Annotated in this window: 16 protein-coding genes, 2 tRNA genes and 1 pseudogene; 18 read left to right on the top strand and 1 reads right to left on the bottom strand. The window is 66.0% G+C overall.

Translation table 11 applies throughout. From position 1 onward, the window contains the following. Positions 1-90: 90 nt before the first annotated feature. From KHZ24_03970 to argH, 17 genes and pseudogenes are all read left to right on the top strand, one after another. Positions 91-1,860: a glucosaminidase domain-containing protein gene (locus KHZ24_03970; protein MBS5450356.1), complete on the top strand. Its 1,770-nt coding sequence runs from the start codon at positions 91-93 to the stop codon at positions 1,858-1,860. 13 nt (positions 1,861-1,873) lie between these two features. After that, the gene (locus KHZ24_03975) at positions 1,874-4,840 is read left to right on the top strand and encodes a hypothetical protein (GenBank protein ID MBS5450357.1); all 2,967 of its coding nucleotides are present in this window, start codon (positions 1,874-1,876) and stop codon (positions 4,838-4,840) included. A gap of 14 nt (positions 4,841-4,854) precedes the next feature. Continuing rightward, complete coding sequence (locus KHZ24_03980; GenBank protein MBS5450358.1) at positions 4,855-5,937, top strand: DUF697 domain-containing protein; 1,083 nt, start codon at positions 4,855-4,857, stop codon at positions 5,935-5,937. Positions 5,938-6,098: 161 nt separating this feature from the next. After that, positions 6,099-6,924 (top strand): annotated as a pseudogene (locus KHZ24_03985) (ABC transporter ATP-binding protein). Continuing rightward, positions 6,921-8,549: a hypothetical protein gene (locus tag KHZ24_03990; protein MBS5450359.1), complete on the top strand. Its 1,629-nt coding sequence runs from the start codon at positions 6,921-6,923 to the stop codon at positions 8,547-8,549. Before KHZ24_03985 ends, KHZ24_03990 begins: the two are co-directional and overlap by 4 nt. A 109-nt stretch (positions 8,550-8,658) precedes the next feature. Beyond that, positions 8,659-8,734: transfer RNA gene (locus KHZ24_03995), tRNA-His, on the top strand. Between the two features lie 6 nt (positions 8,735-8,740). Then, positions 8,741-8,817 (top strand) — tRNA-Lys (locus KHZ24_04000). 796 nt (positions 8,818-9,613) lie between these two features. After that, on the top strand, positions 9,614-11,314 hold the full coding sequence (locus KHZ24_04005) for an FAD-binding protein (GenBank protein MBS5450360.1): 1,701 nt from the start codon (positions 9,614-9,616) through the stop codon (positions 11,312-11,314). 211 nt (positions 11,315-11,525) lie between these two features. Next, positions 11,526-13,019 (top strand): helix-turn-helix transcriptional regulator, encoded by a 1,494-nt coding sequence (locus KHZ24_04010; GenBank protein MBS5450361.1) that lies wholly within the window; start codon positions 11,526-11,528, stop codon positions 13,017-13,019. Between the two features lie 207 nt (positions 13,020-13,226). Further along, the gene (locus KHZ24_04015; protein MBS5450362.1) at positions 13,227-14,861 is read left to right on the top strand and encodes a CTP synthase; all 1,635 of its coding nucleotides are present in this window, start codon (positions 13,227-13,229) and stop codon (positions 14,859-14,861) included. 10 nt (positions 14,862-14,871) lie between these two features. Then, positions 14,872-16,290 (top strand): DUF3866 family protein, encoded by a 1,419-nt coding sequence (locus KHZ24_04020; GenBank protein ID MBS5450363.1) that lies wholly within the window; start codon positions 14,872-14,874, stop codon positions 16,288-16,290. Further along, positions 16,283-17,236: a tyrosine recombinase XerD gene (locus tag KHZ24_04025; protein MBS5450364.1), complete on the top strand. Its 954-nt coding sequence runs from the start codon at positions 16,283-16,285 to the stop codon at positions 17,234-17,236. The genes KHZ24_04020 and KHZ24_04025 overlap by 8 nt, the downstream gene beginning before the upstream one ends. Positions 17,237-17,486: 250 nt before the next feature. Further along, on the top strand, positions 17,487-18,485 hold the full coding sequence (gene argF / locus KHZ24_04030) for an ornithine carbamoyltransferase (protein MBS5450365.1): 999 nt from the start codon (positions 17,487-17,489) through the stop codon (positions 18,483-18,485). Between the two features lie 21 nt (positions 18,486-18,506). Continuing rightward, on the top strand, positions 18,507-18,944 hold the full coding sequence (gene argR / locus KHZ24_04035) for an arginine repressor (GenBank protein MBS5450366.1): 438 nt from the start codon (positions 18,507-18,509) through the stop codon (positions 18,942-18,944). A gap of 56 nt (positions 18,945-19,000) precedes the next feature. Beyond that, on the top strand, positions 19,001-20,227 hold the full coding sequence (locus tag KHZ24_04040) for an argininosuccinate synthase (GenBank protein ID MBS5450367.1): 1,227 nt from the start codon (positions 19,001-19,003) through the stop codon (positions 20,225-20,227). Then, a complete protein-coding gene (locus KHZ24_04045; GenBank protein MBS5450368.1) occupies positions 20,228-20,404 on the top strand; it encodes a hypothetical protein in 177 nt (58 codons plus the stop codon). It abuts the gene before it with no gap. Positions 20,405-20,414: 10 nt separating this feature from the next. Next, on the top strand, positions 20,415-21,860 hold the full coding sequence (gene argH, locus KHZ24_04050) for an argininosuccinate lyase (GenBank protein MBS5450369.1): 1,446 nt from the start codon (positions 20,415-20,417) through the stop codon (positions 21,858-21,860). Positions 21,861-22,026: 166 nt separating this feature from the next. Here argH and KHZ24_04055 read toward each other — a convergent pair whose 3' ends face one another. Then, complete coding sequence (locus KHZ24_04055) at positions 22,027-24,123, bottom strand: PBP1A family penicillin-binding protein (GenBank protein ID MBS5450370.1); 2,097 nt, start codon at positions 24,121-24,123, stop codon at positions 22,027-22,029. A 400-nt stretch (positions 24,124-24,523) separates the two neighbouring features. On the opposite strand from KHZ24_04055, the gene KHZ24_04060 reads away from it, so the two are divergent. Next, complete coding sequence (locus KHZ24_04060; protein ID MBS5450371.1) at positions 24,524-25,714, top strand: tyrosine--tRNA ligase; 1,191 nt, start codon at positions 24,524-24,526, stop codon at positions 25,712-25,714. Positions 25,715-25,983: the final 269 nt, after the last annotated feature.

A 25,983-nucleotide genomic window follows, 5' to 3' on the forward strand; every position in this document is an offset into this window, starting at 1 on the left:
TACTGTTATGCGCGTGACGATGGCCGGAGTCTGTGCAGCCCGTCTCGTACCGCCCAATTTGAGACTGTTCTGACAACGGGAGACACACCCTTGAATCGCAGCACACCGTTGTCGCCTGCGGGCCTTCCCCGCGTCGTCGTCGCCTTACTTGTGGCGCTCGCCGTCGCGCTCTGCGCCCTGATTGCGACGCCTCATACAGTCGTTGCCGCCCCTGGCGACATCGTGCGCGGCACCGTCGTCTCGGACCTGACGTTCTATTCCGAGCCGGTCGAGGGGTCTGCTGCCGTTCGGACGCTTCCCGTTGGCATGACGATTCAGGTCGCCGACATGGGCGACGGCTGGTATGGCGCACGCTTTGACATCGACGGCGTGCCTACGACGCTGTACTGCGCCGGCCTTGACGGCGTTGCCCTCTACACCGCTCAGGATTCGACGGTTCTGCGCGGTGCCGTCGTGGGCGGTGACCTGCCTATTTACGTGGCCCCCTCATACGACACGGCAGTCCTCGACACGCTTGCGTGGGGTGCGACGATCCAGTTCTGCGTGTTCAACGACGACTTCTACATGGCTCGCGTCTCCGGCGGGCAGATCGCCTATATCCCCGCGTCTCAGGTCGCGCTCTACGCGCCGAGCGAGGGGGGCACGCTTGTGCGCTATGCGGGGTCTGCCGGTGCCTATGCCTACGCAGCTCCCGACGTCGCCTCGCTTGTCATCGCGTCGTATGAGGCGGGGACAAAGCTGTACTTTGCCGACTTCAACGACGAGTGGCTCATGGCGGGTGTGACGGTCGATGGCGTGCGCCGCACCGTGTTCGTCCCGAAGGCCCAGGTCGGCATCGAGCCCCCTGCCGTCGATCCTGAGCCGAACCCCGGTGAGCAGACGGACGTCTGGATCATCGCGACTGCTTCGCGCATGAGCGGCATGGAGAGCCCGACGTTTGACGGCTATCCCGCCGGTGAGCTTGCGGGCTTCTCCAAAGGCACCGTGCTGCCGGCAATCGACCTCGGCACGGGCTGGTACAAGGTCAAGTACCAGGGCCAGACAATGTACGTGAGCGCCGACGAGCTTTCCGTCATCCCGCTTTCCAATGTGGGCATCACGACCCAGGGCTACGGCCTGTCGCTCAGCCAGATGGTCGCGCTGCAGAACGACGGCACGCACATCATAGGCAACACGGGGGTCGCGGCTTCGGCTGCCGACATTCGCACGTACGTTGACCCGGCGAACTTCCCGCAGGGCACGTCGGGCTTCTTCCAGTTCCTCGAGTTGGGTTCCCCGGCTGGCGTCAGCGTGTCCGAGCTCAACGCCCAGCTCTCGGGCTATGGCGTGCTCGACGGCCAGGGCCAGGCGTTCTCCGACGCCGCTTACGCCTACGGCCTGAACGAGGCGTATCTCATCAGCCACGCCATCCACGAGACGGGGTACGGCTCGTCGCGTCTGGCGACGGGCCTGTGGTACGACCCGAAGACCGAGACAGCCTACGACGAGCAGAAGCCGGGCACGACGAAGGTCTACAACATGTACGGCATCGGCGCTTATGACGCCAACCCGATCAACGGCGGCGCCAAGACGGCGTACGAGCAGGGGTGGACGAGCGTGTACGACGCGATCGTCGGCGGAGCGCGCGTCATCCGCGGCTGGTACATCGACGCCAACTCCTCGACGCTTTCCGGCCAGGACACGCTCTACAAGATGCTGTGGCATCCCGAGTGGGCAGACCGTTACGGGACGAAGCCGTGGCACGAGTACGCCACGGACGTCGCCTGGGCGTACGCGCAGACGCACTACCTGACGCAGCTTTACGCTGACTATTCCAACTACTCGCTGGTGTTTGAGGTGCCCTCGTATGCGGGCAACTAGGATGGGGGCAACGATGACGACGGGACAGCACTTCGCGACGCCGCTGCACTTCGAGGCGCGCTCCGACGCGATGCCGCGCGATGGCTTTCGGGCCTGTGTGTGCGCTGCGGGCATGGCTGCGCTGCTGAGCGCGGCTATGGTGCCCGTGGCCCATGCGACGGACGCGCCTCCTATCGGGTGGAATCCAGATGCCCCGGCGATGGACGGCAGTGACACGGGCGGCTCAGGTGATGGCGGCGTGGACGACGGTGGCGAGGTGATGCCTCCCATCGATAACGAGGGCAACGACGGAGGAGGCGAGGTCGTCGATCCTGGCACGGGCGATGACACGTACTACGACCCCGCCGACACGACGGAGACGCCCGATTACGTGCCGTCATATGACGAGACCTATCCCGACGGCGCCACGGGTTCTGTTGCGGCATCGCCTGACGCCTTCGCTGACCCCAACGCCGCGGAGGCCGAGCAGGTCACGGCGGACCCCGCAGCCGAGGCCGTCGTCGTGCCTGCGCCTGCGGTCACGGGCTGGTCGGCTACGGATCGCGTCGTGAGCGGCACTGCGCTGGCCGGCGCGACGGTACAGGCGCTGGCGGCTGACGGCAGCGTGCTTGGCGAGACTGCCGCCGACGAAGCGGGCGCGTTCTCGCTTGCCCTGCCCGAGGGCGTCGACATCTCTGCCGTGAGCTTCGTGACGCTGGGTGCCGACGGCACCGCCTCCGCCGCGACGTCGGGCGCTGCGGCTCTGGAGCAGCTCAACGCCCAGGAACGCGCGCGCGTGACATCCGAGGTGAGCCAGACCGTCTCCGAGCTCGCACACAACATTGACGCCGGCCTGGCGGGCACGAACCTCTACAGTGGCTACGCTCAGCCCGAGCGAGAGGCGCTGCCCATCCTTCCGTATGCGCTCGGGGCGGGCGTCGGCGTGGCAGCTGCCGCTGTGGCGGTGGGCGTGTTCTTTGGCCTGCGCCGCGCTGTGGGCGGCTCCTCCGAGCAGCCCGGAGCCGTCGTTGTGCCTCCCGTACAGGCGACGCCTCCGGTCATCGACCTCGGCTCCACGGGCCAGATCTCTCCTGCTCCCGGCGTGATGCCGGGCGTCGTTTCCACGCCGATTTCGAGCGTGGCGCCTGGGACGACGGGGGCCGTTGCTCCCATCGTTGCGCCTGCGCCGAAGGGCTTCGATACGGATCTGCCGACGGAGGCCTTCCTTGCGCTGACGCCCAACGGCTCGGAGTCGGCCCAGGCGACGCAGGTCACGGCCTCGCCTGAGTCCACCGTCGCCGTGACGCCCGCTCCTGCGGTGGTGTCTGCCTCCGTGCCTGCGGACCAGTCCGACGACCTGGATGACCTTGAGCGTCTCGCGCTGTCGTTCAGCGCGGCGGCCGATGCGGGCGACGAAGGCCCCGACCCTGATGACGACGGCCCGCGCGGCGGCACGCATGCCGCGGCGCCGGAGGGTGCGATGGACACGTTGACGAACATGCCCCCGGTTGCGGGCGAGATGCCTCCTGCCCACTATGTCTCGCGCCATGCCGAGCAGCCTTCTTCGTCGGGAACGGACCTGTCTGGGCTCGACGCGTTCGAGCCGGCCTCGGTCAGCGGTGCCGGCGACGAGCTCGACGACCCGCTTGAGGGCGTTGGCGACTGGCGCGCCCTGGCGCTTGCCGAGCTTGCGCAGGGTGCGCCGGGGGAGGGCAACGCGTCGGCTCCCTCGCTTGACTCGACGTCAGGCGACACGGATGCCTACCTGCGCCTCACGCGCTCGACGATGCCGCGCACGCCCGTTGCGGCGGAGGGGACGGGCGTCGCCCCCTACGTTGCGCCTGTCGTGGGCCCCTCGACGCCTGCACGCGTGGCGCCCCTGCTGCGCGACGCCGCTCAGCGCGCGAAAATCGAGCGTGCGCTTTCCCTGCACCAGCTCGGAAACGCGTCCGGCCTCGATGGCTTCTCCGACGCGCCGGCCCCCGCAGGTCTGGGCAGCACAGCCGCGATGGCGGCGGTTTCCCCTGCAAGCGCGCCGGCTGCGTCCGAGCCGATGCCTGTTGCCGTGCCCCAGCGCCGCGTCTCGAGCCTGTCGGTGCCGCTTGTCGATCCTCGCGCCGACATGGCGCCCTCGGTCGCACCGGCCCGTCGCTTCGCTTCTCAGCGCTCGCGTGCCCGCACAAAGTCGTTCGACGCGGATGTCCCCCAGATCCAGCGTGCCGCGCCTGCGCCCGCCGCGTCGTCCCATGTCGTGCCCGAGATCGGTGACCTCGTTGATCCGCTGTACATGCCGACGACGCGCATGACGCCGGTGAGCTCAACTTCCACGCAGTATCGCAGCGCCCACGCGGCAGCTCCCGTCCCGCAGCGCTACGGCGTCGCGCCCGTGGCCCAGAAGCCCGCATACATTCCTGCCTCGCCACTGCCGTACGCCGCTCCCGCGCCTGCTCCCGTGAACGTCCCCGTGCCCGTCTATGCCGCACCGGCTGCCCCGTCGTATGCCTCCGCCGCTCCCGCGCCGCGCATGCGCGACGAAGCCGGCCGCTCGACGTACGTGCCGGCCATCGGTGACACGGGCGCATGGGACGCGCGCGACGTGCAGCCCGTTGGCCCCGCCCCGACGCAGGGCACGCTTGCCTGGGACGGCGTGGGCTCCGACGCGAGCGGCGTCTGGCCCGTCGCGGCGGCTGACGCCGCTCCTCTGGGACAGACAGGCATGTTTGCGACGCTGCCTGCCAGCTCCGCGTCGACGGTTTCCATCCCTGCGGTGTATGGTCCCAACGAGCAACTGCCCGTGCCTGCCGGCCAGCGTGACGACGCGCACCTCTACGAGACGTCGCCGCTCTCGCCGGCATACATCGACTACCTCGTCCAGGACGAGTTCGAGCATCGCCACGAGTCGGCGGCCCAGCGTGCGGCGGCCACGGGACAGTTCCACATCATCAACGGTATGGCGAGTGCGCCTCAGCCCCTGCGACGCGGCGCGCGGCACATGGCATAGCGAAGGAGGCGCCCATGACAGGCCCAGAGGACCAGCGCGCATCCCAGCTGCGCTCCCGTCTCCCCTTTGTCGCGGGCGCCGTCTGTGTTGCCGCCCTCGTGGCGCTGGGCCTGCTGAGCGGCCTGCTCGACATCGGCGACCGACTCACACGGGCGAACATCGTGCTCGGTGTCTTGTACTACGTCCTGCTCGTCGCCCTAGTGGCGCTCGGCATCGTCTGGCCGATCGCTCGCGTCGCGTCCCGGCCGGTGTTCGCGCTCTGGCGCCTGCGCGACGAGCAAGGCCGCGCCAAGATGCGCTGGTGCCGCCGACTCGCTGCCAACCTGCGCGAGAACGTGACGCTCGGCGACGAGCAGCGCACCCGACTTGACGCGGCACTGCAGGCGGGGGAGGCCTGTGACGAACAGCTTATCGCCCTATATCGCGAAGTTTGCGTGCCGCGCATGGACGTGCGCATCAAGAAGGCGGCTCTGAGTGCATGCGCCGCCACGGCCATCTCGCAGACGGCCGTGGCCGACGCGCTGTCCATGCTTGCTCTCAACGCCAACCTCGTGCGTTCCATCGTTGAAGAGTGCGGCTTTCGCCCGACGACACCGCAGCTTGCGCGCGTGTACGTGCGCGTGCTTGGGGCGGGGCTGCTCGCTGGCGGCATAGAGGAGCTTGACCTCGAGGAGCTGCTCCCTGCCGTGCTCGGCCAGGCGACGGCAAAGCTCCCGGGCGTGCTCGTCGCCTCGACGACGCAGGGTATCGTCAACGCGTTCACGACGTACCGCATCGGCGTCATCACAAAGCGCTACCTGCTTGAAGAGGAGGGCCCGAGCACGGCCGCCCAGGCTCGCAGCGCGTCGTATGGCGAGGCGCTGTCGCTCATGAAGGAGACGGGCTTTTACGGCGAGGCCATGCGCATGGTGGGCGAGAAGGCCGGTCAGGTTCGTGACGCTGCCTGGGAGTCCGTGAAGTCCTCTGTTAAGGCAACGACGGATTCCTGGGTTGGCCGTGCTGCCTCAGTGTTCGCACGGCGCAAGGTCGAGCCTGGCGAGCCCGCCTCTGACGGCGCGTCCGATCCTACGAACGGCTCACCGACGGTCATTCGCTAAGAGGGCGGCGACCCCCACACGCATGGCCTCTCGCCCGGCATCCGGATCAGGCGTCTCTCCCCGGCCTTGCATGCGTATGCTATTTGTTCTAGTATATCTATAACAAATGCGGCTTTGCGCATAGTACGCCATCTGCCGAGGAGGAGCCCATGACCCACACCATGACGGCAGCTACATCCCAGAGCACGAAGGCCCCTGTCTTGAGCGTTGCGCATGTCAGCAAGGCGTTTGGTACCAAGCGTGCACTCAACGACGTCTCGCTCGAGGTCCTGCCCGGCGACATATTCGGCTTCGTCGGGCACAACGGCGCAGGCAAGACGACGCTCATTCGCGCCATCGTCGGAGTGGCGGATTTCGACGAGGGCGACATCCACATCGCGGGCCACTCCGTGCGCTCCGATGCGCTCCGATGCGCTGACGTGCAAGCGTCTGTGCGCGTACGTACCCGACAACCCCGATGTCTACGACTTCCTGACAGGCATCCAGTACCTGCGCTTCATGGCAGACGTCTACGGCGTGCCGGCCGATCTGAGGCGTTCTCGCATCGAGGGATATGCCGAGCGACTCGGGCTCGTCGCCGACCTCGGGAGCCTCATCTCGTCCTACTCACACGGCATGCGCCAGAAGCTCGTGCTCATCGGGGCGTTGCTGCACGAGCCCAAGCTGCTTGTGCTCGACGAGCCGTTCGTCGGCCTTGATCCGGCGGCGGCCCACACGGTGCGCGAGATGTTGCGCGAGCTCGTGAACCGCGGCTCGGCGGTGTTCTTCTCCAGTCACGTGCTCGAAGTGGTTGAGAAGCTATGTGACAAGGTCGCCATCATCAAGGCGGGCGAGGTGCGCGCCGTGGGGCCCACGGCCCAGGTCGTGGGCGACGAGAGCCTCGAGGACGTCTTCCTCGACATGCTCAACGAGGGCACAGGCCACGAAGAGGGTACGCGCGATGCAAGTCGCACGAGTCCGTTCGGCCGCAAGGGGGTACGGCGATGAAGTCGTTCCTGCTGCTGCTCAAGGTCCAGGTGCTCGGCCTGTTCGGTTTGAATCGCGCGCTGCACACCAAGCCGGGTAAGGCGCTCGTTGGAATGGTGCTGGCGGGCGTTGCCATCGCCATCTTGTGTGCGGTCGTCGTGCTGTATGTTGTGATGCTGTCGCTCGGCCTCGTGACCATGGGGGCAACCGAGGTAGTGCCGCTGCTGGTCATCGAGGTCGGGGCACTTGCCGGTGCCTGTGCCGCCTTCCCAAAGGCGGGCGGCCTGCTGTTCTCGTTTCGCGATTACGACCTGGTCATGGCGCTGCCTATCGCGCGTCCTGTCGTCGTGCTGTCGCGCATCGCCTCGCTCTATGCGATGGCCGTCGTGCTCAACGCGCTCATCGTTACGCCAGCGCTTGTTGTGCTTGCCTGCGTCGGCGCCGTGGGCGTCGGACTTGGGGAACTCATCCTCGTCGGGGTGCTCGTCGTGCTGCTAGCGCCCGTTATCCCCCTCGCCGTTTCGGTGGCGCTTGCGGCACTCGTCGCGGTCGTGTCGACGCGCTTTCGGCGGGCCGGCGTTGCCATGGGCGTACTGGGCATGCTGCTCGTCGTGGGGATCGTCATCGGGTCGTTTGCCTTGAGGGGCATGGGCGCGGACCCTGCGCACGCCGGCGTCGTCGGACTCGCTGCGGAGCAGGCTGCCGCCCTGTCGGGGGCACTCGGGGTGTATGCCCCTGCGAGGTGGGCCTCTGCCGCCGTCATGAAGGGCGACGCGGGGGCGCTTCTGCTGTTCGCTGTCGTGTCGCTGGCTGTCGCGGTGGCGCTTGTTGCCGTGCTCGTGCGCGTGTTCGTGCCTGTAAACGAGGCGCTCATGTCGAGCCGACCGCATGCGGCGTTCTCGTTTGAGGACGCGGCGGCGCGAGGGCATGTCAAGGGATCGTGCGTGCGCCGGCCTTTGTGGGCGCTTGCGGGCAAGGAGGCGCGCCTTCTCGTGACGACGCCCGCCTATCTGCTCAACACGTGCATCGGGTACGTTCTCGCCCTTGTTGCAGGCGTCGCTGCCGTCATCGGGCGACTGACGGGCGGTCTTGATGGCATGCTTCCTCCGGAGCTTGCCCCGCTCGTTGCGGACGTCGCCCCGTGGGCGCTGGCGTTCTGTCTTGGCATAGCGTCGCCGACGACGGCCTCGGTGTCGCTCGAGGGCTCGGCGCGCTGGCTCGTTCAGAGCGCGCCGCTCAGCTCGGCGACGGTGCTGGGATCCAAGATGGCGCTCGGGATTCTCCTCTCTGTTCCGACGGCGCTTGTGGGCGGCGCGCTGTGCGCACTGGCGTTGGGCGCAGATGTGCTGCAGGCTGTCGCGATGATCGTGGCGCCACTGGCATCGGGCGTGCTCGCGGCGTCGGTGGGCCTGACGCTTGACGCGCTGCGCCCCCGCTTTGACTGGACAACGCCGTACGAGCCGGTCAAGCGCGGTTTCTCCGTCATAGTGACCATGGTGGTCGGAATGGTCGTTGCGATGATGGGCTTCTTTGCGGCGAGCGTCCTGGGTTGGATCGGAACGCTTGTGGTGGCGGCTGTTGAGCTCGCCGTGGCGGCAGGCGCGTTCTATCTGGTGAGCCGCCAGCCTCTCATGAGGTGGGAGTAGCGGCCCGGGCCTCAAGACCGGGCGGCGCCGACATGAGGTCGTTTTGTGATGAGAAACTTCATGCTTGCGCTCGGCAGGAGAGTAGGGCATTATTTTCTGGCTGCGCATGGTGGGAGTAGCTCAGTTGGCAGAGCGACGGACTGTGGCTCCGTAGGTCGAGGGTTCGAGCCCCTTTTCCCACCCCAGCAGATGGGCCGTTAGCTCAGCTGGCCAGAGCAGGGGACTCTTAATCCCAAGGTCCAGGGTTCGAATCCCTGACGGCCCACCATCTGATCTTTCAAGAACCCCCGAGTGCTTCGACGCTCGGGGGTTCTTTCGTATCTGACCTGCCCCTTGATGTGCTCTCCGGGTCCTGCTCCCGGAGGCAGCCTGGTCAAATCTTTCGGCTATGCGAGGTTTTGTAAAACGCGCCTCCAAAAATGGGCGCGGACTTCGGTTGTGCTAGGTTTGCGCGACCCGTTTACGCATGCGGTGAGGGCAGCGCATCTTGCACAACCTTCCTACCTGCGGTTTCCTTGTGCGCCTCTCCCGCGTGCGGGCGGCATGCCTTCTGCAAACCTTGCATAGCCGCAAATTGGGGACAATTTCGGCACCTCCTTTTGCAAGACCTCGCACAATCGAAAAACTTGACCAGCGGGGAGAGGTGCGTGGGCCCGGTTCCCCCATCCTATATCCGGGCTCGCCTCTTCGCCCGCACCCCGTGACCCCCGAGGGTGAGGCGTCCCGCGTGCCACCTCGGCGCGCCCGTATCTCCGCGCGGGGAGAGGTGCGTGCTCTTTGTCCTCGAAGCTGCCTCGCAGCGCAGTTTCGTGCTATTTCCGCAGCTCAACGTCCCCTTACCCTCCCGGGGTAATAGCCGGGTGGCCTCCGAGTCTTGCTCTCTCCGCCCTCCTTACCCCGCCAGGGCAATTGCCGGAGCGCCCCGCCGCGCACATCATGGGGGTCGTCAAGTACGACGCCCGCTACGGCGCGTCGTCCGGCTCCTGCAGCTGGACACGTACGTTGCCGGGGCGCCTAAGCGCGCCAAACACGGTGCGCGTCCCCTCACCCGAAAGGAAGTCCCCATGAGCACTGAGATGTCTCGTCGCAGCTTCATCGCCGCCGCTGGCGTCACCGCTGCCGCCTCCGTCGCGGCCGCCGGCCTCGCTGCCGCCCCTTCGCAGGCGAGCGCCCTAGACGCCCTGACGTCCGAGACGCCCGACTGGCTGGGCACCGCTCCGGAGATTGCTGAGTCCGACATCACCGAGACGGTCGACACCGAGGTTCTCATCTGCGGCTTCGCTACCGGCGGCGTGCCGTGTGCCCTCTCTGCCGCTCAGGCCGGCAACAAGGTTCTCGTCATCGACCGCGATGGCCAGGACAACGTTCAGAGCATGCGCGAGGACCTCGGCGCCATGAACTCCAAGCTGCAGCAGGCCTCGTTCGCTGAGTTCCCCGAGTTCGAGTTCTCCGAGAAGGACGCCGTCGAGGACATCGTCCGCTACGCCAACGGCTTCTGCAACTACGACCTCATCAAGATGTGGGCGCAGCGCTCGGGCGAGGCCATCGACTGGGTCGCCGAGACGATCGAGGCCACGGGTAAGTACGTCATGGAGTTTGAGGGCGGCATCGGCAACCAGGACGGCGAGGGCCGCGATCGCGCCTACGCCACGGGCCACAGCCCGCAGCCGACGGACCAGGCCGGCGAGGAGGACTCCTACACGGCCGTTATGCGTCAGGCCGCCATCGACGCCGGCGCCGAGGTTCGCTGGTCCACCCCGCTTATCAAGCTCGAGGCTGACGAGTCCGGCAAGGTGACGGGCGCCATCGCCCAGGACACCACCGACGGCCACTACGTGCGCATCAACGCCTCGAAGGGCGTCGTGCTCGCGACGGGTGGCTACAGCACGAGCACGGAGATGATGCAGGCGCTGCAGCCTGAGATCCTCGACGGCCGCATCCTGTGCACGTCTGGCTCCACCGACGATGGCTCGGGCATCAAGGCTGGCATGTGGCTCGGCGCCCGTAAGGACCCGATCGGCACGTCCATCCTGTTTAACCGCTGCTGCGTTACGCCCGAGGAGACGGCGGGCAACGGCGTCGTGGGCCGCTGGTTCTGGTTCGGCGAGCAGCCGTTCCTGAAGGTCAACCTCAACGGTGAGCGCTTCTGCAACGAGAGTGGCCCCTACGACTACATGCTGCACAGCGCGTGGGGCCAGCCGCAGCACACCTACGTCGACATCTGGGACTCCGGCGCCAAGGAGAAGGCCGAGCAGATGAACGAGGTCGGCTGCTGCCGCCTGTTCCCGTTCGACAACGGTGCCAAGAACAACATCCCGTTCGACGTCGTGTGGAACAACATGAACCAGGGTCTCATCGACGACGGCTACATCCAGGTCGCCGACACGATCGAGGAGCTCGCCGAGAAGCTCAACATCCCGGCGGAGAACCTGACGGCGACGGTCGAGAAGTACAATGGCTACTGCGACGCCGGCGAGGACCCCGACTACTTTAAGGAGTCCTACCGCCTGACGAAGCTCGACCAGCCGCCGTTCTACGGCGTGCGCACGGGCTCCTGGCACCTCGCCACGTTTGATGGCCTGCTCATCAACACGCACATGCAGGTGCTCAACCAGGACAACGAGCCCATCGAGGGCCTGTACGCCATCGGCGACTGCTCGGGCGGCTTTTTCTGCGTGAGCTACCCGAACCTGTTCACGGGCCTTGCCTGCGGCCGCACGACGACGGAGGCCTACATCCTCGGTCAGGAGCTCGGCGAGAAGTAATCTCTTCGCATCCGTGACCTAGACTGGGGCCTGCGGAGCTTGTGCGTCAAGGCAAGCGGGGCCGATCGCGTGCGTCGCGGTCGGCCCCTTTGCGTTTGCGGCTTCGACCTGTTCGCGAGACGCTACAATCCTCCTGACGGCGGCAGCGCGGCCGAGCCGTACAGGGTGCGCTTCGCCGCGGCTCTGGAAGTACGAGCGGAGAGGGGCATGCATGGGAGAGGCTGACGAGCGGACCGTAGCCCAACCGGAGACGCATGCGCCTGCCCCTGCCGGACTCCCTTCGTTTCTGCGCGACGTGTTTTGCAGCGTTGCGTGCTGGCGGGTCATGGCGGCTGTTGCGCTGGCGAGTCTCTCGGTGTTGCTAATGAATCGCGCGCTGTTCCCACTGTTTGACGGCGTGTTCACCTATGCGCGCGATATCTCCATCGTCTGTAGCGGGCTGTTTGCCATCGGCGTCGGCCTTGTCTCGCTCGTGCGTCCTGCCTTGCTGAACGGCAGGGCACTGTGTGCTGCGATGGTCACATGCCTTGTTGTTGGCGCCGGTGGCATGGGGGTGGGCATCGCTCTGGGCCATCCCGCCTTGCTTATCGTAGGGGCCTGTCTGTTTACGACGGGCCGAGGGTGGTCGTCTCTGAGCTCGGCCTTCGCTGCCGTGTGCCTCCCGATGCCCCAGGCCATGGCTTGCCTTGCGTGCGGCCTCTCGCTTGGGCAACTCCTCGACGTACCGATGCGCGCTCTGCCACAGGTTGCCTGCGTTGTCGTGCTGCCCGTGGCGGCTGCGGCTGCCATCGTCCTTTCTGCCCGCAGCGTCTCCAATCTCGTTGCCGGCATCGCTTCCGCTCCTTCTGCCGCCGAGCTCTCCGTTACGCGTCCGGCGTCGTATCTGCCGCTCACGAGCAACCTGTACGTCTGCCTCATCCTCGTCCAGATGGCGTTCGGCTTTGCGCTGCGCTTCGGCGAGGTGGGCGGCTCTCCGGTGTTCGGGGGCCTCGCCGTACCGTTCATGCTTGCCGTTGCGCTTGTCACGCTCGTGGTGCGGGGCAGGTTCTTCGGCGACGCGCTCGTCAACGTCATCATGCTGGCCCTCGTGGCGGGCTTTCTGCTCGTTGTCGTCGGCGGGTCTGACAACGTCGCGCTTGCGAGTAGCGTGCTTACGGTGGGGACGTCGCTGTTTAACATCCTGCTCTATACGACGCTCGTTTCCCTGGCGGGGCGCAATAGCCTGGCGAGTCTCTCCATCATGGGGTGGGGACAAGGCCTGTCGGGCATCGCTACGACGCTGGGTGCGTTTGTCGGCACGACAGCGAACCGTCTTGACGCGGCGGGAAGCCATGAACAGCTTGCCATGCTTGTGGCGATCGTGACGCTGGCGCTCGTGGCCTATGCCCTCTTTGGCCTGCGCGGCTTTTCGTTTGAGAGCACGATTGCCGGCGTTGTGCCGCCCGAGCCCGACGTCGACCTCGAGCGGGCGGGCGAGGAGGCCTTTGCCGCTCGCTGCTCCGAACTTGCTGCGCGTTACGACCTGACGCCGCGCGAGGCAGAGGTCTGCGAGATGCTGGCGCGCGGACGCAACCGCGAGCACATCGAAGGCGCGCTGGGCGTCTCGCGCAACACCGTGAAGGCGCACGTCAAGCATGTCTACGCCAAGCTGGGCATCCATAGCCACCAAGAGCTGATAGATTTGTTCGAACGTAAGGACTCCTGAGCGGACGCGAGGGCGGCCTAGTTCCCACTTCCCATATCGTCTTTCCATGAATCGGTGCGCGGCGGGCGCGCGTAACAGAGCCGACATGCGGCGTGCATATACTGAAATCCCGTAACTGAAGCGTGTCGAGGCGCGGCTGCGATCCCGAATGGATTGCTCGCTCAGACGCCAGGCCATCAACGCGTGAAAGGAACGGGATCCCTCCCCATGACCAAGCACATATTCGTGACCGGCGGCGTCGTCTCATCCTTGGGCAAAGGCATCACGGCCGCTTCGCTGGGCCGCCTGCTCAAGTCTCGCGGCTACAAGGTCACCATGCAGAAAATGGACCCGTACCTCAACGTCGACCCCGGTACGATGAGCCCGTTCCAGCACGGCGAGGTGTTCGTCACGGACGACGGTCACGAGGGCGATCTCGACCTGGGTCACTACGAGCGCTTCATCGACGAGAGCCTCACGCGCGAGTCCAACGTCACGCAGGGTTCCGTCTACCAGACGCTTATCAACCGCGAGCGCCACGGCGACTTCCTCGGCGGCACGGTGCAGGTCATCCCGCATGTCACCGACGAGATCAAGGCGCGCATCCACCGTCTGGCCGATCGCACGGGTGCCGACGTCGTCATCACGGAGATCGGCGGCACGATCGGCGACATCGAGTCCCAGCCGTTCATCGAGGCCATCCGCCAGTTCCGCAAGGAGGTCGGCCCCGAGAACGTCTGCTACATCCATGTGTCGCTCGTGCCGTACATTTCGGCGTCGCACGAGGTCAAGACGAAGCCGACGCAGCACTCCGTCAAGGAGCTGCGCGGCCTGGGCGTCTCGCCTGACATCATCGTCTGCCGCTCCGACCACGAGATCGACACGAAGATCTGCGCGAAGGTCGCCTCGTTCTGCGACGTCGATCAGGACGCCGTATTCGTGAACCCCGACTGCCCCTCCATCTACGACGTTCCGCCGATGCTGGCCGAGCAGGGCTTCGACCTCAAGGTGTGCGAGCGCCTCGGCCTTGACCCGCGCACGAGCGACATGAGCGCGTGGACGGACTTCCTGACGCGCATGCGCAGCTGCGAGGGGACGGTCAAGATCAAGGTCGTCGGCAAGTACATCCAGCTGCCCGACGCCTACCTCTCTGTCATCGAGGCCCTGCACCATGCAGGCGTTGCCAACGGCGTGCACGTCGACATCGAGCTCGTGGCCGGCGACGACCTCACCGATGACAACGCTGCCTCCGTGCTCGGCGATGCAGACGGCATCCTCGTGCCCGGCGGCTTTGGCTTCCGCGGCTTCCTCGGCAAGATGTGCGCCGCGCGTTACGCTCGTACGCACAAGGTGCCCTACCTGGGCATCTGCCTTGGCCTACAGACGGCGGTGTGCGAGTACGCTCGCGACGTCCTCGGCTGGGAGGACGCGAACTCCACCGAGTTTGACGAGGCGACGACGCACCCAGTTATCGACCTGATGCCCGACCAGGTGAGCGTCACGGACAAAGGCGGCACGATGCGCCTCGGCACGTATCCCTGCAAGCTCGTGCCGGGCACGCTTGCCGCTCAGGCCTACGGCAACGTCGAGCTCATCGACGAGCGCCATCGCCATCGCTTTGAGGTGAACAACGACCTGCGCCCGCAGCTTGTCGAGGCCGGTCTCGTCGTGTCGGGCACGTCGCCCAACGGCCGCCTTGTCGAGATGGTCGAACTGCCGCGTGACGTCCACCCGTGGTATGTGGCCGGCCAGTTCCACCCCGAGTTCAAGAGCCGCCCCACGAAGGCTCACCCGCTGTTCCGCGACTTCATTGCGGCTGCTGTCAAGCAGCATGACGGCGCGGCGGAAGGCGCGGCCTGCTAGAATCGGGCGCATGAGGATCATTCGCGGCATAGTGACCGACGTCAGCGAGGAGCGCGCAGGTATCCAGCGGCTCCTCGTTGACGTGTGCGCGTCCGACTATCTTTCCTCTTCCTCTGCACACGCGGGCGCCGGGCCCGCCTGCCAGGACGCGCCTTGCGTGGCGGGGGAGTGCGTGGCGCAGGGCGGCGGCGCCTGGTGTCCCGGGCGCAGTTCCGCAGTGCGCGCTGCCCTGTGCGCGCGGTACGAGGACTGTCTGAGCACCGGGACACCAGGCGCCGACGACCGTCCAGTCGGGCAGCTCCTCCGCCGCGCGATCAACTACCCGCAGCTCACGGGGCGGGCTGTCCCCGGCGACCGGGTTGCGCTCAACGTCACTGCTGTCGACCTCTCCCTGGGGACCGGCGGTTGGGACGTCGTGACGTGTGTGACGCCCGCTGATGGTCGAGACCTACAGCCCGAGGGGCAGGCTCCCGGCCACATCATGAAGCTGCGATACGCGCCGTGCCAGGTCAACGTCCGCGCGGTCGAGGAGCAGGGCAGTCCGCTGCACGACGCCCTGCGCGACGCGGACGACTGCCGTGGGCTGCCTGTGGCCTGCTGCGAGCTGCACTCCCAGGCCATGGCCGTCGCGGCCGCCGCTCACGCCACCGACCCAAGCCTGCGCATCGCCTATGTCATGACGGACGAGGCGACTCTTTTGTTGCCGCTGTCCGACATATGTCGGTCTGCGCGCCAGGCGGGCGTCCTGGCGACGACGCTCACGTGCGGCCAGGCGGCGGGCGGTGAACACGAGGCTGTCAGCCTGCACTCCGCCCTGCTTGCCGTTGCGGCCCTGGGCTGTGATGCCGCCGTCGTCTCCATGGGCCCGGGCATCGTGGGCACGGGAACGGCGTTCGGCCATGATGGCGTCTCCCAGGGCGAGGCTGTCAACGCGTGCGCCGCTGTCAACGCCCGCCCCATCGCTGCCCTGCGCGTCTCGTTTGCCGACTCCCGTGAGCGCCACTTCGGCCTGTCCCACCACGCGGCGACTGCCCTTGGCCGCGTCGCGCTCGCCCCGGCCCTCGTGCCCGTGCCGGACCCCCTCGTCGCCGAACCTCTCGTATCAGACGGGCGAGCTTTGCTGGAGCCTACCGACGCGGCCGCCCTGCTCGACCGCCAGCTTCTCGAGGCGGGCATCGCCGCTCGCCACGAGCGCATCGACGTCCCTCTCAATCCCGGTGCCGAAGCGAGCGGTGCCCTGACGTGCGGTCTGCGCGTCACGACGATGGGCCGTACGCCTGCCCAGGATCCGGCGTTCTTCCGCTGTGCCTGCGCCGCCGGTCTCGTACTCGCCCGCGAGGCGGCCGCGCGCCGCAGCCAGGTTCCGTACGTCTCCGGGTCAGGATGCCCCGCACCCTGCCGAGAGGGGGGCGACACCGTCCATGCCTAGGCCTCCGCAGCTGCCTCCGGTCCCTGCAGAGTTCGCGCGCGACGTCAACGAATACCTCGCCTACCTGCGCGTCGAGAAGGGATCTTCCGAGAACACCGTCGCTGCCTACGGTCGCGACCTCGCGGCGTGGTGTGCCTGGCTGCGCGACGAGAGGGCCGTGTCCGACATCCGCCAGGTGACGCGCCCTGACGTTGAGGCATACGCCGCGCACCTGCACGTCATGGGGCGCGCGGCGAGCAGCGTCGAGCGCGCCCTCTCGGCCATCAAGGGCCTGCATCGCTTCCTGTATGCCGAGGGTATGTCGCCCGGCCTGCCCACATCTGACGTCCGGCTCCCTAAGAAGCCGGAGCGCCTGCCTGACGTCATCTCGATAGAGCGCGCTGCCGAGCTGCTCGACCAGCCGTTCCCTGCCGACGCGGTCGGCCAGCGTGACCGCGCCATGCTCGAGGTGCTCTACGGATGCGGTCTGCGCGTGAGCGAGCTCACGGGGCTCGATATGGGCGAGGTCTACTTCGACGAGGGCTTCGTGCGGGTGCTCGGCAAGGGCAGCAAGGAACGCCTCGTGCCGCTCGTCGGCACGGCGGCGTCGGCACTTGAGACGTACGTGGGCCAGGGCAGGGCGTCACTGGCGGCGCGGGGGCGCCCTGCGGCGCAGACGGACGCGGCCGCGGTTTTCCTCAATGCGCGAGGACAGCGCATCACGCGCCAGAGTGTCTACCGTATTGTCGAGCGCTGCGGCCTGCAGGTGGGTATCGCGCACCTGCACCCGCACACGCTGCGGCACTCGTTTGCGACGCACATGCTGAGCGGAGGCGCAGACTTGCGCGTCGTGCAGGAGATTCTCGGTCACGCTGACATCTCCACAACCCAGATTTATACGCATGTCGATCGGGAGCACATCCGCGAGGAGTATTATCTTGCCCATCCTCGTGCGCATGCTCGCTGATGCCAGGCTGCACGGCTGCGCATGGATGCGCTCCTTGCCTCCCGCATTACGCCAAGTATGCATAATCAGCCATATTCCAATGTTTTGATTGCATGAATAGCCTGCTTTATAAGCAAAGTCAGCTCAAACGCCGCCGTTGCCTGCCCTATGATGAACGTCATATTCTCAGGGCGCCGCGCATTGCAGCGAAGCCGGTCTCTTCACGGAGGGGCCGGCTTCCGATGCGCGCAGAACGGAGGTACCCACACACATGACTGCCCCTATCGAAGCCACGGCGCTGGCCGGTCGCGACCTGCTGCGCCTGCTCGACCTCAACCCGCTTGAGATGAAGCTCGCCCTGCAGACGGCTGTCGCCCAGAAGGCGGCCTGGGCGGCGGGCGACCACAGCGCTCCGCTGGCGGGCAAGGCCGTTGCCATCATCCTCGAGAAGCCCTCGTTTCGCACGCGCTCCTCGTTCGAGATCGGTGCCTACCGGCTCGGTGCTCACCCGCTTGTCATGGCCGACGACCACTCGGCGTTCTCCCGCGGCGAGCCCATCAAGGACACGGGCTGCCTGCTGAACCACTTCGTCGACGCGGTCGTTCTGCGCACGTTTGCACAGGCCAAGATCGAGGAGCTCGCCCAGTGGTGCGACATCCCCGTCATCAACGCGCTGACGGACGACTACCACCCCTGTCAGATCCTGGCGGACTTCCTGACGATTATGGAGCACGGCCGTCAGCTCAAGGGCCTCAAGCTCACGTACGTCGGTGACGGCAACAACATGGCCAACACGTATCTCGAGGGCGGCGCCCTCATGGGCATGCACGTGCGCGTTGCCTCCCCGAAGGGCTACGAGGTCAACCCGACCGTCTTTGCCGAGTGTCAGCAGGCTGCCGTGCGCTATGGCACGGGTGCCGTTCTCGAGCTCACGAACGACCCGGTCGCGGCCGTCGAGGGCGCTGACGTCGTGCTGACGGACACGTGGACGTCCATGGGCGACGAGGCCGAGCATGATGCGCGCCTCGCTGCGTTCCAGGGCTTCCAGGTCGACGCCGCGCTCATGGCCCACGCCAAGGGCGACGCCCTGTTCATGCACTGCCTGCCGGCGCATCGCGGCGAGGAGGTCGCTCCCGAGGTCATCGACGGCCCGCAGTCTGTCATCTACGATGAGGGCGGCAACCGCCTCCACGCGCAGAAGGCCGTCATGTCGCTGCTCATGGGCGTGCCGGCTCCGGCCGAGGCGCTTGCAGCGCTTGATCGGGCCTAGGCGCGAGGGGAGGACGGCCGCATGAAGAAGAAGCGAAGCGACCGCCAGGAGGCCATTCGCGACATCGTGCGCAACGAGGGCGTCCGCACGCAGCGGGCGCTCGTCGACAGCCTGCGCGAGCGGGGCTTTACCTGCACGCAGGCCACGATCAGCCGCGACATCGCCGAGATGGGCCTGTGCAAGCTACCGACGGAGGGCACGTACGTCTTGGCAGAGGACCTGCACCTCCAGCGCATGGTGCACGACCTCGTCGTCGACGTGCGCCGGGCGAACAACCTCGTCGTCATCCATGTGAGCACAGGTGCGGCGCAGGTCGTGGCCGACGCCCTCGACTCGGCGGAGCTTTCCGACGTGCTCGGCTCCGTGGCGGGCGATGACACGATCCTCGTCATCACGTCGAGCAACGAGGAGGGCGAGAAGTTCGAGCACCTCGTCGAGCGCCTGCGATCGGGCGCCTAGGCACACCGCACCACCTATACGGTTCTTGCTATCTCGATCAGAAGGAGAGACACCACATGGCACGCGAGAAGGTTGTACTGGCGTATTCGGGAGGCCTCGACACCTCCTGCTGCATCCAGTGGCTCATGAAGGAGAAGGATCTCGACGTCATCACGCTGCTCGTGAACGTCGGCCAGGACGGCAGCGACGACCTCGAGTTCTCGCGCAAGAAGGCGCTGGACTGCGGCGCGATCGAGTCGCTCGTGCTCGATGTGCGCGACGAGTTCGCCGACGAGTACTGCGCGAAGTCCATTGCGGCGAACGGCCTGTACGAGAACAAGTACCCGCTGCTGTCGGCCCTGTCGCGCCCGCTCATCTCCAAGCTGCTCGTCGAGACGGCCCACAAGTACGGCGCGACGTACGTGGCACATGGCTGCACGGGCAAGGGCAACGATCAGGTGCGCTTCGAGGTCAGCGTCCAGGCGCTCGATCCCGACCTCAAGGTCATAGCCCCCGTGCGCGTCTGGGACCTGCTGACGCGTCCGCAGGAGATCGCCTTCGCTGAGGCCAACGGCATCCCGGTCGGCGCCAAGAAGAGCAAGCCCTACTCCATCGACGACAACCTGTGGGGTCGCGCCATCGAGTGCGGTGTGCTCGAGGACCCGTGGAACAAGCCGCCGTCGGACATCTGGGAGATCACGAGCGACCTTGCCGACTGCCCCGATGAGCCCACGGAGGTCGTCGTCGGCTTCGAGGCCGGCAAGCCTTGCTCCATCGACGGCACGAAGATGAGCGTGCGCGAGGTCATCGAACAGCTTGACGTCATCGCTGGCAAGAACGGCTATGGCCGCCTCGACCAGATCGAGAACCGCCTCGTCGGCATCAAGTCGCGCGAGTGCTACGAGGTTCCCGGCGGCCTCGCGCTCATCACGGCGCACAAGGCCCTCGAGGACCTGTGCCTCGAGCGCGAGCTGCTGCACTACAAGCTTGGCGCCGAGCAGAAGTGGGCGGAGCTCGTCTACTACGGCCTGTGGTTCTCGCCGCTCAAGCTCGCACTCGACGCGTTCTTCGAGGCGACGCAGCAGTCGGTGTCCGGCGAGGTGCGCCTGCGCTTCGTCAAGGGCACGTGCACGGTGACGGGCCTGCGCAGCGCCAACTCCCTTTACGACTACAACCTCGCCACGTACGACGAGGGTGATACGTTCGACCGCAACTCTGCCGCCGGTTTCATCTTCCAGTGGGGCCTGCCGAGCAAGGTGTGGGCGAAGCAGCGCAAGGCGGCCGGCATCGAAGGGCAGATCTAAATGTCATCTTCCTCGGCCATCATGCTCATGCACCTCGGCCTGTTTGTGACGATCCCCGCGGCGTTCCTGCTGCTCGTCATCCTGCTGGCCGTGTACTACACCCGCTGGTCGCACTATGTGGCTGGTGAGTGCTACGACCCTGCGCAGAGAAGGGCGCCGCGCCGTGAGCGTCGATAACGAGAAGGACATGCAGGCACCGTTGGCCGAGGGCTCCCCACAGGGCGGAAACACCGCCCTGTGGGGCGGGCGCTTCGAGGGACACCCGGCCGAGTTCCTGCAGCGCTACGGCGCGTCGCTGCCTGTCGATAAGCGCATGTGGGCCGAGGACATCGCCGGTTCCAAGGCGCACGCCCACATGCTCGCCAAGGTGGGCGTGCTGGAGCAGGCTGACGCCGACGCCATCTGCGCGGGCCTGGACGAGGTGGCCGCCGACATCAAGTCCGGCGACTTCGCGTTTGACATCAACGACGAGGACATTCACATGTCCGTCGAGCGTTCGCTGACGACGCGTATCGGCGCGGCGGGCGGCCGCCTGCATACGGGCCGCTCGCGCAACGACCAGGTGGCTCTTGACGACCGCCTCGTTGCGCGCAACCTGGCGGCCCAGCTGCACGCCAAGGCCCTCGAGCTGCGTGCGGCCCTGCTTGCACAGGCTCAGGAGCACTTCGGTGTCGTCATGCCGGGCTACACGCACATGCAGAAGGCCCAGCCAGTGCTGTTCTCGCACCACCTGCTGGCCTACTACTGGATGCTGTCGCGCGACTGTGTTCGCCTGCGTGCTGCCTACGACGCCGCTGACGCCTGCCCTTTGGGTTCGGCGGCGCTTGCGGGCACGACGTACCCGCTCGACCGCCGCATGACAGCGGCCGAGCTCGGCTTTGCCGACGTGACGCCCAACTCGCTCGACGCCGTGAGTGATCGCGACTTCTTCTGCGACCTGCTCTATGCGTGCGCCATGATGCAGATGCACCTGTCGCGCCTGTGTGAGGAGCTCATCCTGTGGTCGACGGACGAGTTTCGCTTCGTCACGATGGACGACACGTACTCCACGGGCTCGTCCATCATGCCCCAGAAGAAGAACCCCGACTTTGCCGAGCTTACGCGCGGCAAGACGGGGCGCGTCTACGGCGACCTCATGAGCCTGCTCACGACGATGAAAGGCCTGCCTCTCGCCTACGACAAGGATCTGCAGGAGGACAAGGAGTGCGTGTACGATGCCACGGACACGCTCGCTGACGCCCTGCACGTCTGTGCCGGCATGATCTCGACGATGCACGTGCATCCCGAGAACATGCGGCAGGGGAGCCACGGTGGCTTCATGGCTGCGACGGATCTGGCAGACTACCTTGTTGGCAAGGGCCTGCCGTTCCGCCAAGCGCACGCCGTCATCGGTCACATCGTGCTGGCCTGCGAAAAGCAGGGCCGCACGCTGCAGTCGCTCTCGGTCGACGAGCTCCGGCAGTTCTCTGAGCTGTTCGACGACGGCGCTCTTGAGGCGCTCGACATCGACAACATCGTCGCTCGCCGCACGACTGAAGGCGGCACGGGCCACGAGGCCGTTCGCGCCCAGCTTTCCCGTGCGACGGAGCGCCAGGCGTCCGACGAGGCGTGGCGGCCGTTCGTGATCGGCTAGTTTCGGCGGTCTGCCTATTAGGATCTCAACAAGAGGGCGCTCGTCGCACAAGGTGCGGCGGGCGCCCTCTTTGCTTGCATTAGAGATTCGCGCGTTCCATAAGATAGGCCTGCCATCCTCGAAAGGATGGCAGGCCTATCAAGGAGAAATGAGACGGAGGGGCGACTTAGCCGGTCGTCGTCGTGCCGAGGCCGTCTTCTGCGTAGTCGCCGCCCTCGCCGCTGTAGTCGTTGTACTCGTTAGAGCTCGTCGTCTCGCCGGCATTCTCATCCGCCGTCGTGTCGCTGCTCGTCGTCGAGCTTGAGGACGCAGCGGAGCTTGTACCCTGCGCCCAGCCGGTCCCCAGCGAGAACGACCAGTCGTAGCGATAGGAGGGCGAGCCGGCCGTGGGGAACTCCTCGCGGGCAAGGCCCTGCAGTGCCGCGTCCATGAACTGCTTGAAGATCGGGTTGGGGAGCGTGGACGTCTCGCCGCCCTGATAGTAGATCGTCTCGTTGGCCGAGTCAGGGTAGCCAACCCACACAGCGGTGGAGAGCTGGGGCGTGTACCCGCAGAACCACAGGTCAGTGCGGTTGTCCGTCGTGCCGGTCTTGCCGGCGACCGGCTGGTTGACCGACAGGGCCGCCGAGGCGCCCGTGCGCGACGGATCGTTCGTGTTATTGATGACGCCCTCGAGCACGTTCGTTGCCGCTGCGGCGACGGAGGGGCTGATGGCCTGGGTGCCCGTCGTGTCCGTGCTGTAGATGACGTTGCCGTGACGATCCGTGACCTCGGCAATGGCGGTGGCAGGACGGTAGACACCGCCCGAGGCGAGCGTTGCATAGGCGTTGGACATCTCGAGCACCGTCGTGCCGGACGTACCCAGCGTGAGCGAGGGCACGGGATCGAGCTCACTCGTGATGCCCATAGCATGGGCGACGTCCACGACGCTCTGGACGCCGACGGCGTCGATGAGCTGCACGTAGGCCGAGTTGGACGACCACTCTGTAGCCTGCCAGATCGGGATGGTGCCCCAGCTCTCGCCATTGATGTTGTTGACGGTCCAGTCACCAACCCTGACGCCCGAGTTACTGTTGATGAGCGTGTTGGGGTCGACACCTGCCTGAATGGCCGCCACGAGCGTAAACGTCTTGAACGACGAGCCGGGCTGGCGCTGTGCCTGCGTGGCGAGGTTGTACTGGCGGAAGCTGTAGTCGCCGCCGCCGACCATGGCCTTGATGTAGCCGTTGTCGGGGTCGATGGCGACGAGCGCAGCCTGCAGGTCGTCGCCAGAGGAGCCCACGACGTTCGTGCACGCGGCCTCCGCGGCGCTCTGTATCGTCGGGTCAAGCGTTGTCTTGACGGTCAGACCACCCTGGTTGAGCGTGTCGTACGAGAACTGCTGGAGCAGCTGAGCCTTGACGTAGTCGACGAAGTAGGGATAGTCGGACACGCCGGATGCCTGGTGGGGCGTGTAGTTCAGCACGAGGGGCGTCGCGATTGCCTCGTCATACTGTTCTTGCGTGATGTCCTCGTTGCGCAGCATGTTGCCGAGCACGAGGTTGCGGCGCTCGACGGCCAGGTCGGGGTTGCGCGTCGGGTCGTAGCTTGTCGGGGACTGCGGAAGGCCGACGAGCGTAGCGGCCTCGACGAGCGTCAGATCGGCGGCCGTCTTGCCGAAATACGTCTCGGCAGCAGCCTCGATGCCGTAGCAGCCGGCGCCGTAGTAAATGGTGTTGAGGTACATCATGAGGATCTCGTCTTTGGAGTACATCTTCTCCAGCTCCTGGGCGATGAACGCCTCGCGGACCTTGCGGCTCAGCGTCTTCTCCCACTGCTCGTTCTTGAGCACCGTGTTGCGGACGAGCTGCTGCGTGATGGTCGACGCACCCTCTGAGCCACCGGTGAGCTGGGCGACGACAGCGCGCAGGATACCCTGGATGTCGACGCCGCCGTGCTGATAGAAGCGCTCGTCCTCGATGTCGACCGTGCCGTCGAGCACATACCTGTTGACCTGGTCCACCGAGACCGGGATGCGGTTATATGCATAGAACTCCGTGAGCTGATTGCCGTTGGCGTCAAGCACCTTTGTGGGTTCGGCCAGCAGGTAGGCGTCGGTGTCCTGGTAGTTGGGCAGGTCCTCAAGCCATGAGCGGGCAAGCGAGAACCCCGCAGAGACGAGGGCGACCATCATGGCGATGCAGGTGAGGAAAGCGCCCAGGAAGATGAACTTGCCCACGCGGGGGCGAGCGGTTTTCTTGATTGTGCGCGTACGTGCGGTCATGCGGCCTCCCACATAAAGATGGAGCGTCCATTATCGCGCAAGAACGAAAACTGCCGGTTGGGGATGGGTGTGCGGCCGGCGTTTTACATGAAGGGGCTAGAAAGCTAACTATATATAAAGACTGTTTGGCTTGACAGGTGGGATAGGGCGTCGAGATTCACGTGACGATGTCGGCGGGTCGTGCCATGACGATAGCTTTCGCTGAATTGTGCGCACACGAGCGGCTGCTTTTCCCTATTATGTGAGGGCCTGCGTCCCTGCGTATGCCAGAGACGTGCCGTGCCTATAGTTGAGCGCACCATAAGAGGGGCGCCTGGGTCTGTGGACCGACGCCCGCCGCACAGGCGTGCCTCGCGGATATCGAAAGGAACCTGCGTTGAACACCCCCGTCGAAGAGCAGCTGCACATCATCGCCTCGGGCGCCCAGAACATCGTGCCGCAGGCCGATCTGCGCAAGAAGCTCGAGCAGGACCGGCCGCTCAACATCAAGCTCGGTGTAGATCCCACCTCTCCCGACCTGCACCTGGGCCATGCCGTCCCGCTGCGCAAGATGCGCCAGTTCCAGGACCTCGGCCATCACGTCACGCTCATCATCGGCGATGGCACGGCGCTTATCGGCGACCCTTCCGGCAAGAACTCCACGCGTCCCCAGCTCACGAGCGAGCAGATCGCGGCCAACGCCCAGACGTATGTTGAGCAGGCCGTCAAGATCCTCGATAACGATCCTGCCAAGCTGACGATCTGCCATAACGCTGACTGGATTCTCAGCATGGATCTCAAGCGTCTGCTCGAGGTTTGCTCGAAGTTCACTGTCGCTCGCATTCTCGAGCGCGACGACTTCACGAAGCGCTACAACGCGCAGACGCCCATCGCCCTGCACGAGTTCCTCTACCCGGTCATGCAGGCGTACGACTCTGTCATGATCAAGGCTGACGTCGAGATGGGCGGCAATGACCAGCTGTTCAACCTCCTGGCCGGTCGCGAGCTCATGGAGAAGATGGGCATGGAGCCGCAGGTCTGCCTAACGATGCCCCTACTCGAGGGTCTCGATGGCGTCCGCAAGATGTCCAAGAGCTACGGCAACTACGTCGGCCTGACCGAAGATGCCGACACGATGTTCGGCAAGACGATGTCCATTCCGGATGAGATGATCGTGCGCTACATGCGCCTGGCATCTCCCATCGCCGTGGCTGAGGTCGACGAGATCGAGCGAGGCCTTGCCGAGGGCACGCTCAACCCCAACGAGGAGAAGCGCCGCCTGGCTCGCTCCCTGTGCGACATGTACCACGGCGCTGGCGAGGGTGCTGCGGCCGAGGAGCGCTTCAACGCGCAGTTCCGCGACCACGCCATGCCGGAGAACATCGAGGAGCGCGCCTGCGAGCTGGGCGAAAGCGTCTACCTGCCCGCCCTGCTCAAGGAGGTCGGTTTTGCGGGGAGCGCGTCGGAGGGCCGTCGCCTCATCGACGGCGGTGGCGTGAAGCTTGAGGGCGAGGCCTTGCCGGCCAAGACGTACGAGATCGAGGGCGCCAAGCTCGACGGTGCCGTTCTGCAGGCGGGGCGCCTGCGCTACGTTCGCATCGTGCGCAAGTAGTTCGTGCGCGAGCCTGTTCCAAGACGCTATATATAGTTGCACGTGCGGGGGAGGGGCGTCTGCTTCATGCGGACGGCCCCTCTTTTTTGTTGCGCCGCGGGGCAAAAGGAGTATAATTGTGCGCCGTTTATGGAGGTACACATTGACCTTGCACTGATCTGACAAGGGGCGTATATTACCTCCTCGCGCAACGGCGGGGCCCACGGGCACCGCGGGGCGCGGCGAACCTTGAGAGCCGGATACTGCGAGAGCAGAAGGTCGATTTAGAC

Source organism: Coriobacteriia bacterium, from assembly GCA_018368455.1.
Taxonomy (GTDB): Bacteria; Actinomycetota; Coriobacteriia; order Coriobacteriales; family UMGS124; genus JAGZEG01.

Bases quoted from the DNA above. Each gene is read 5' to 3' on its own strand.
- KHZ24_03980 (MBS5450358.1), top strand. From the start codon at position 4,855: ATGACAGGCCCAGAGGACCAGCGCGCATCCCAGCTGCGCTCCCGTCTC.
- KHZ24_04040 (MBS5450367.1), top strand. From the start codon at position 19,001: ATGGCACGCGAGAAGGTTGTACTGGCGTATTCGGGAGGCCTCGACACC.
- KHZ24_04020 (MBS5450363.1), top strand. From the start codon at position 14,872: ATGAGGATCATTCGCGGCATAGTGACCGACGTCAGCGAGGAGCGCGCA.
- argR (MBS5450366.1), top strand. From the start codon at position 18,507: ATGAAGAAGAAGCGAAGCGACCGCCAGGAGGCCATTCGCGACATCGTG.
- KHZ24_04055 (MBS5450370.1), bottom strand. From the start codon at position 24,123: ATGACCGCACGTACGCGCACAATCAAGAAAACCGCTCGCCCCCGCGTG.
- KHZ24_04015 (MBS5450362.1), top strand. From the start codon at position 13,227: ATGACCAAGCACATATTCGTGACCGGCGGCGTCGTCTCATCCTTGGGC.
- argF (MBS5450365.1), top strand. From the start codon at position 17,487: ATGACTGCCCCTATCGAAGCCACGGCGCTGGCCGGTCGCGACCTGCTG.
- KHZ24_03975 (MBS5450357.1), top strand. From the start codon at position 1,874: ATGACGACGGGACAGCACTTCGCGACGCCGCTGCACTTCGAGGCGCGC.
- KHZ24_04025 (MBS5450364.1), top strand. From the start codon at position 16,283: ATGCCTAGGCCTCCGCAGCTGCCTCCGGTCCCTGCAGAGTTCGCGCGC.
- KHZ24_04005 (MBS5450360.1), top strand. From the start codon at position 9,614: ATGAGCACTGAGATGTCTCGTCGCAGCTTCATCGCCGCCGCTGGCGTC.
- KHZ24_03990 (MBS5450359.1), top strand. From the start codon at position 6,921: ATGAAGTCGTTCCTGCTGCTGCTCAAGGTCCAGGTGCTCGGCCTGTTC.
- KHZ24_04045 (MBS5450368.1), top strand. From the start codon at position 20,228: ATGTCATCTTCCTCGGCCATCATGCTCATGCACCTCGGCCTGTTTGTG.
- argH (MBS5450369.1), top strand. From the start codon at position 20,415: ATGCAGGCACCGTTGGCCGAGGGCTCCCCACAGGGCGGAAACACCGCC.
- KHZ24_04010 (MBS5450361.1), top strand. From the start codon at position 11,526: ATGGGAGAGGCTGACGAGCGGACCGTAGCCCAACCGGAGACGCATGCG.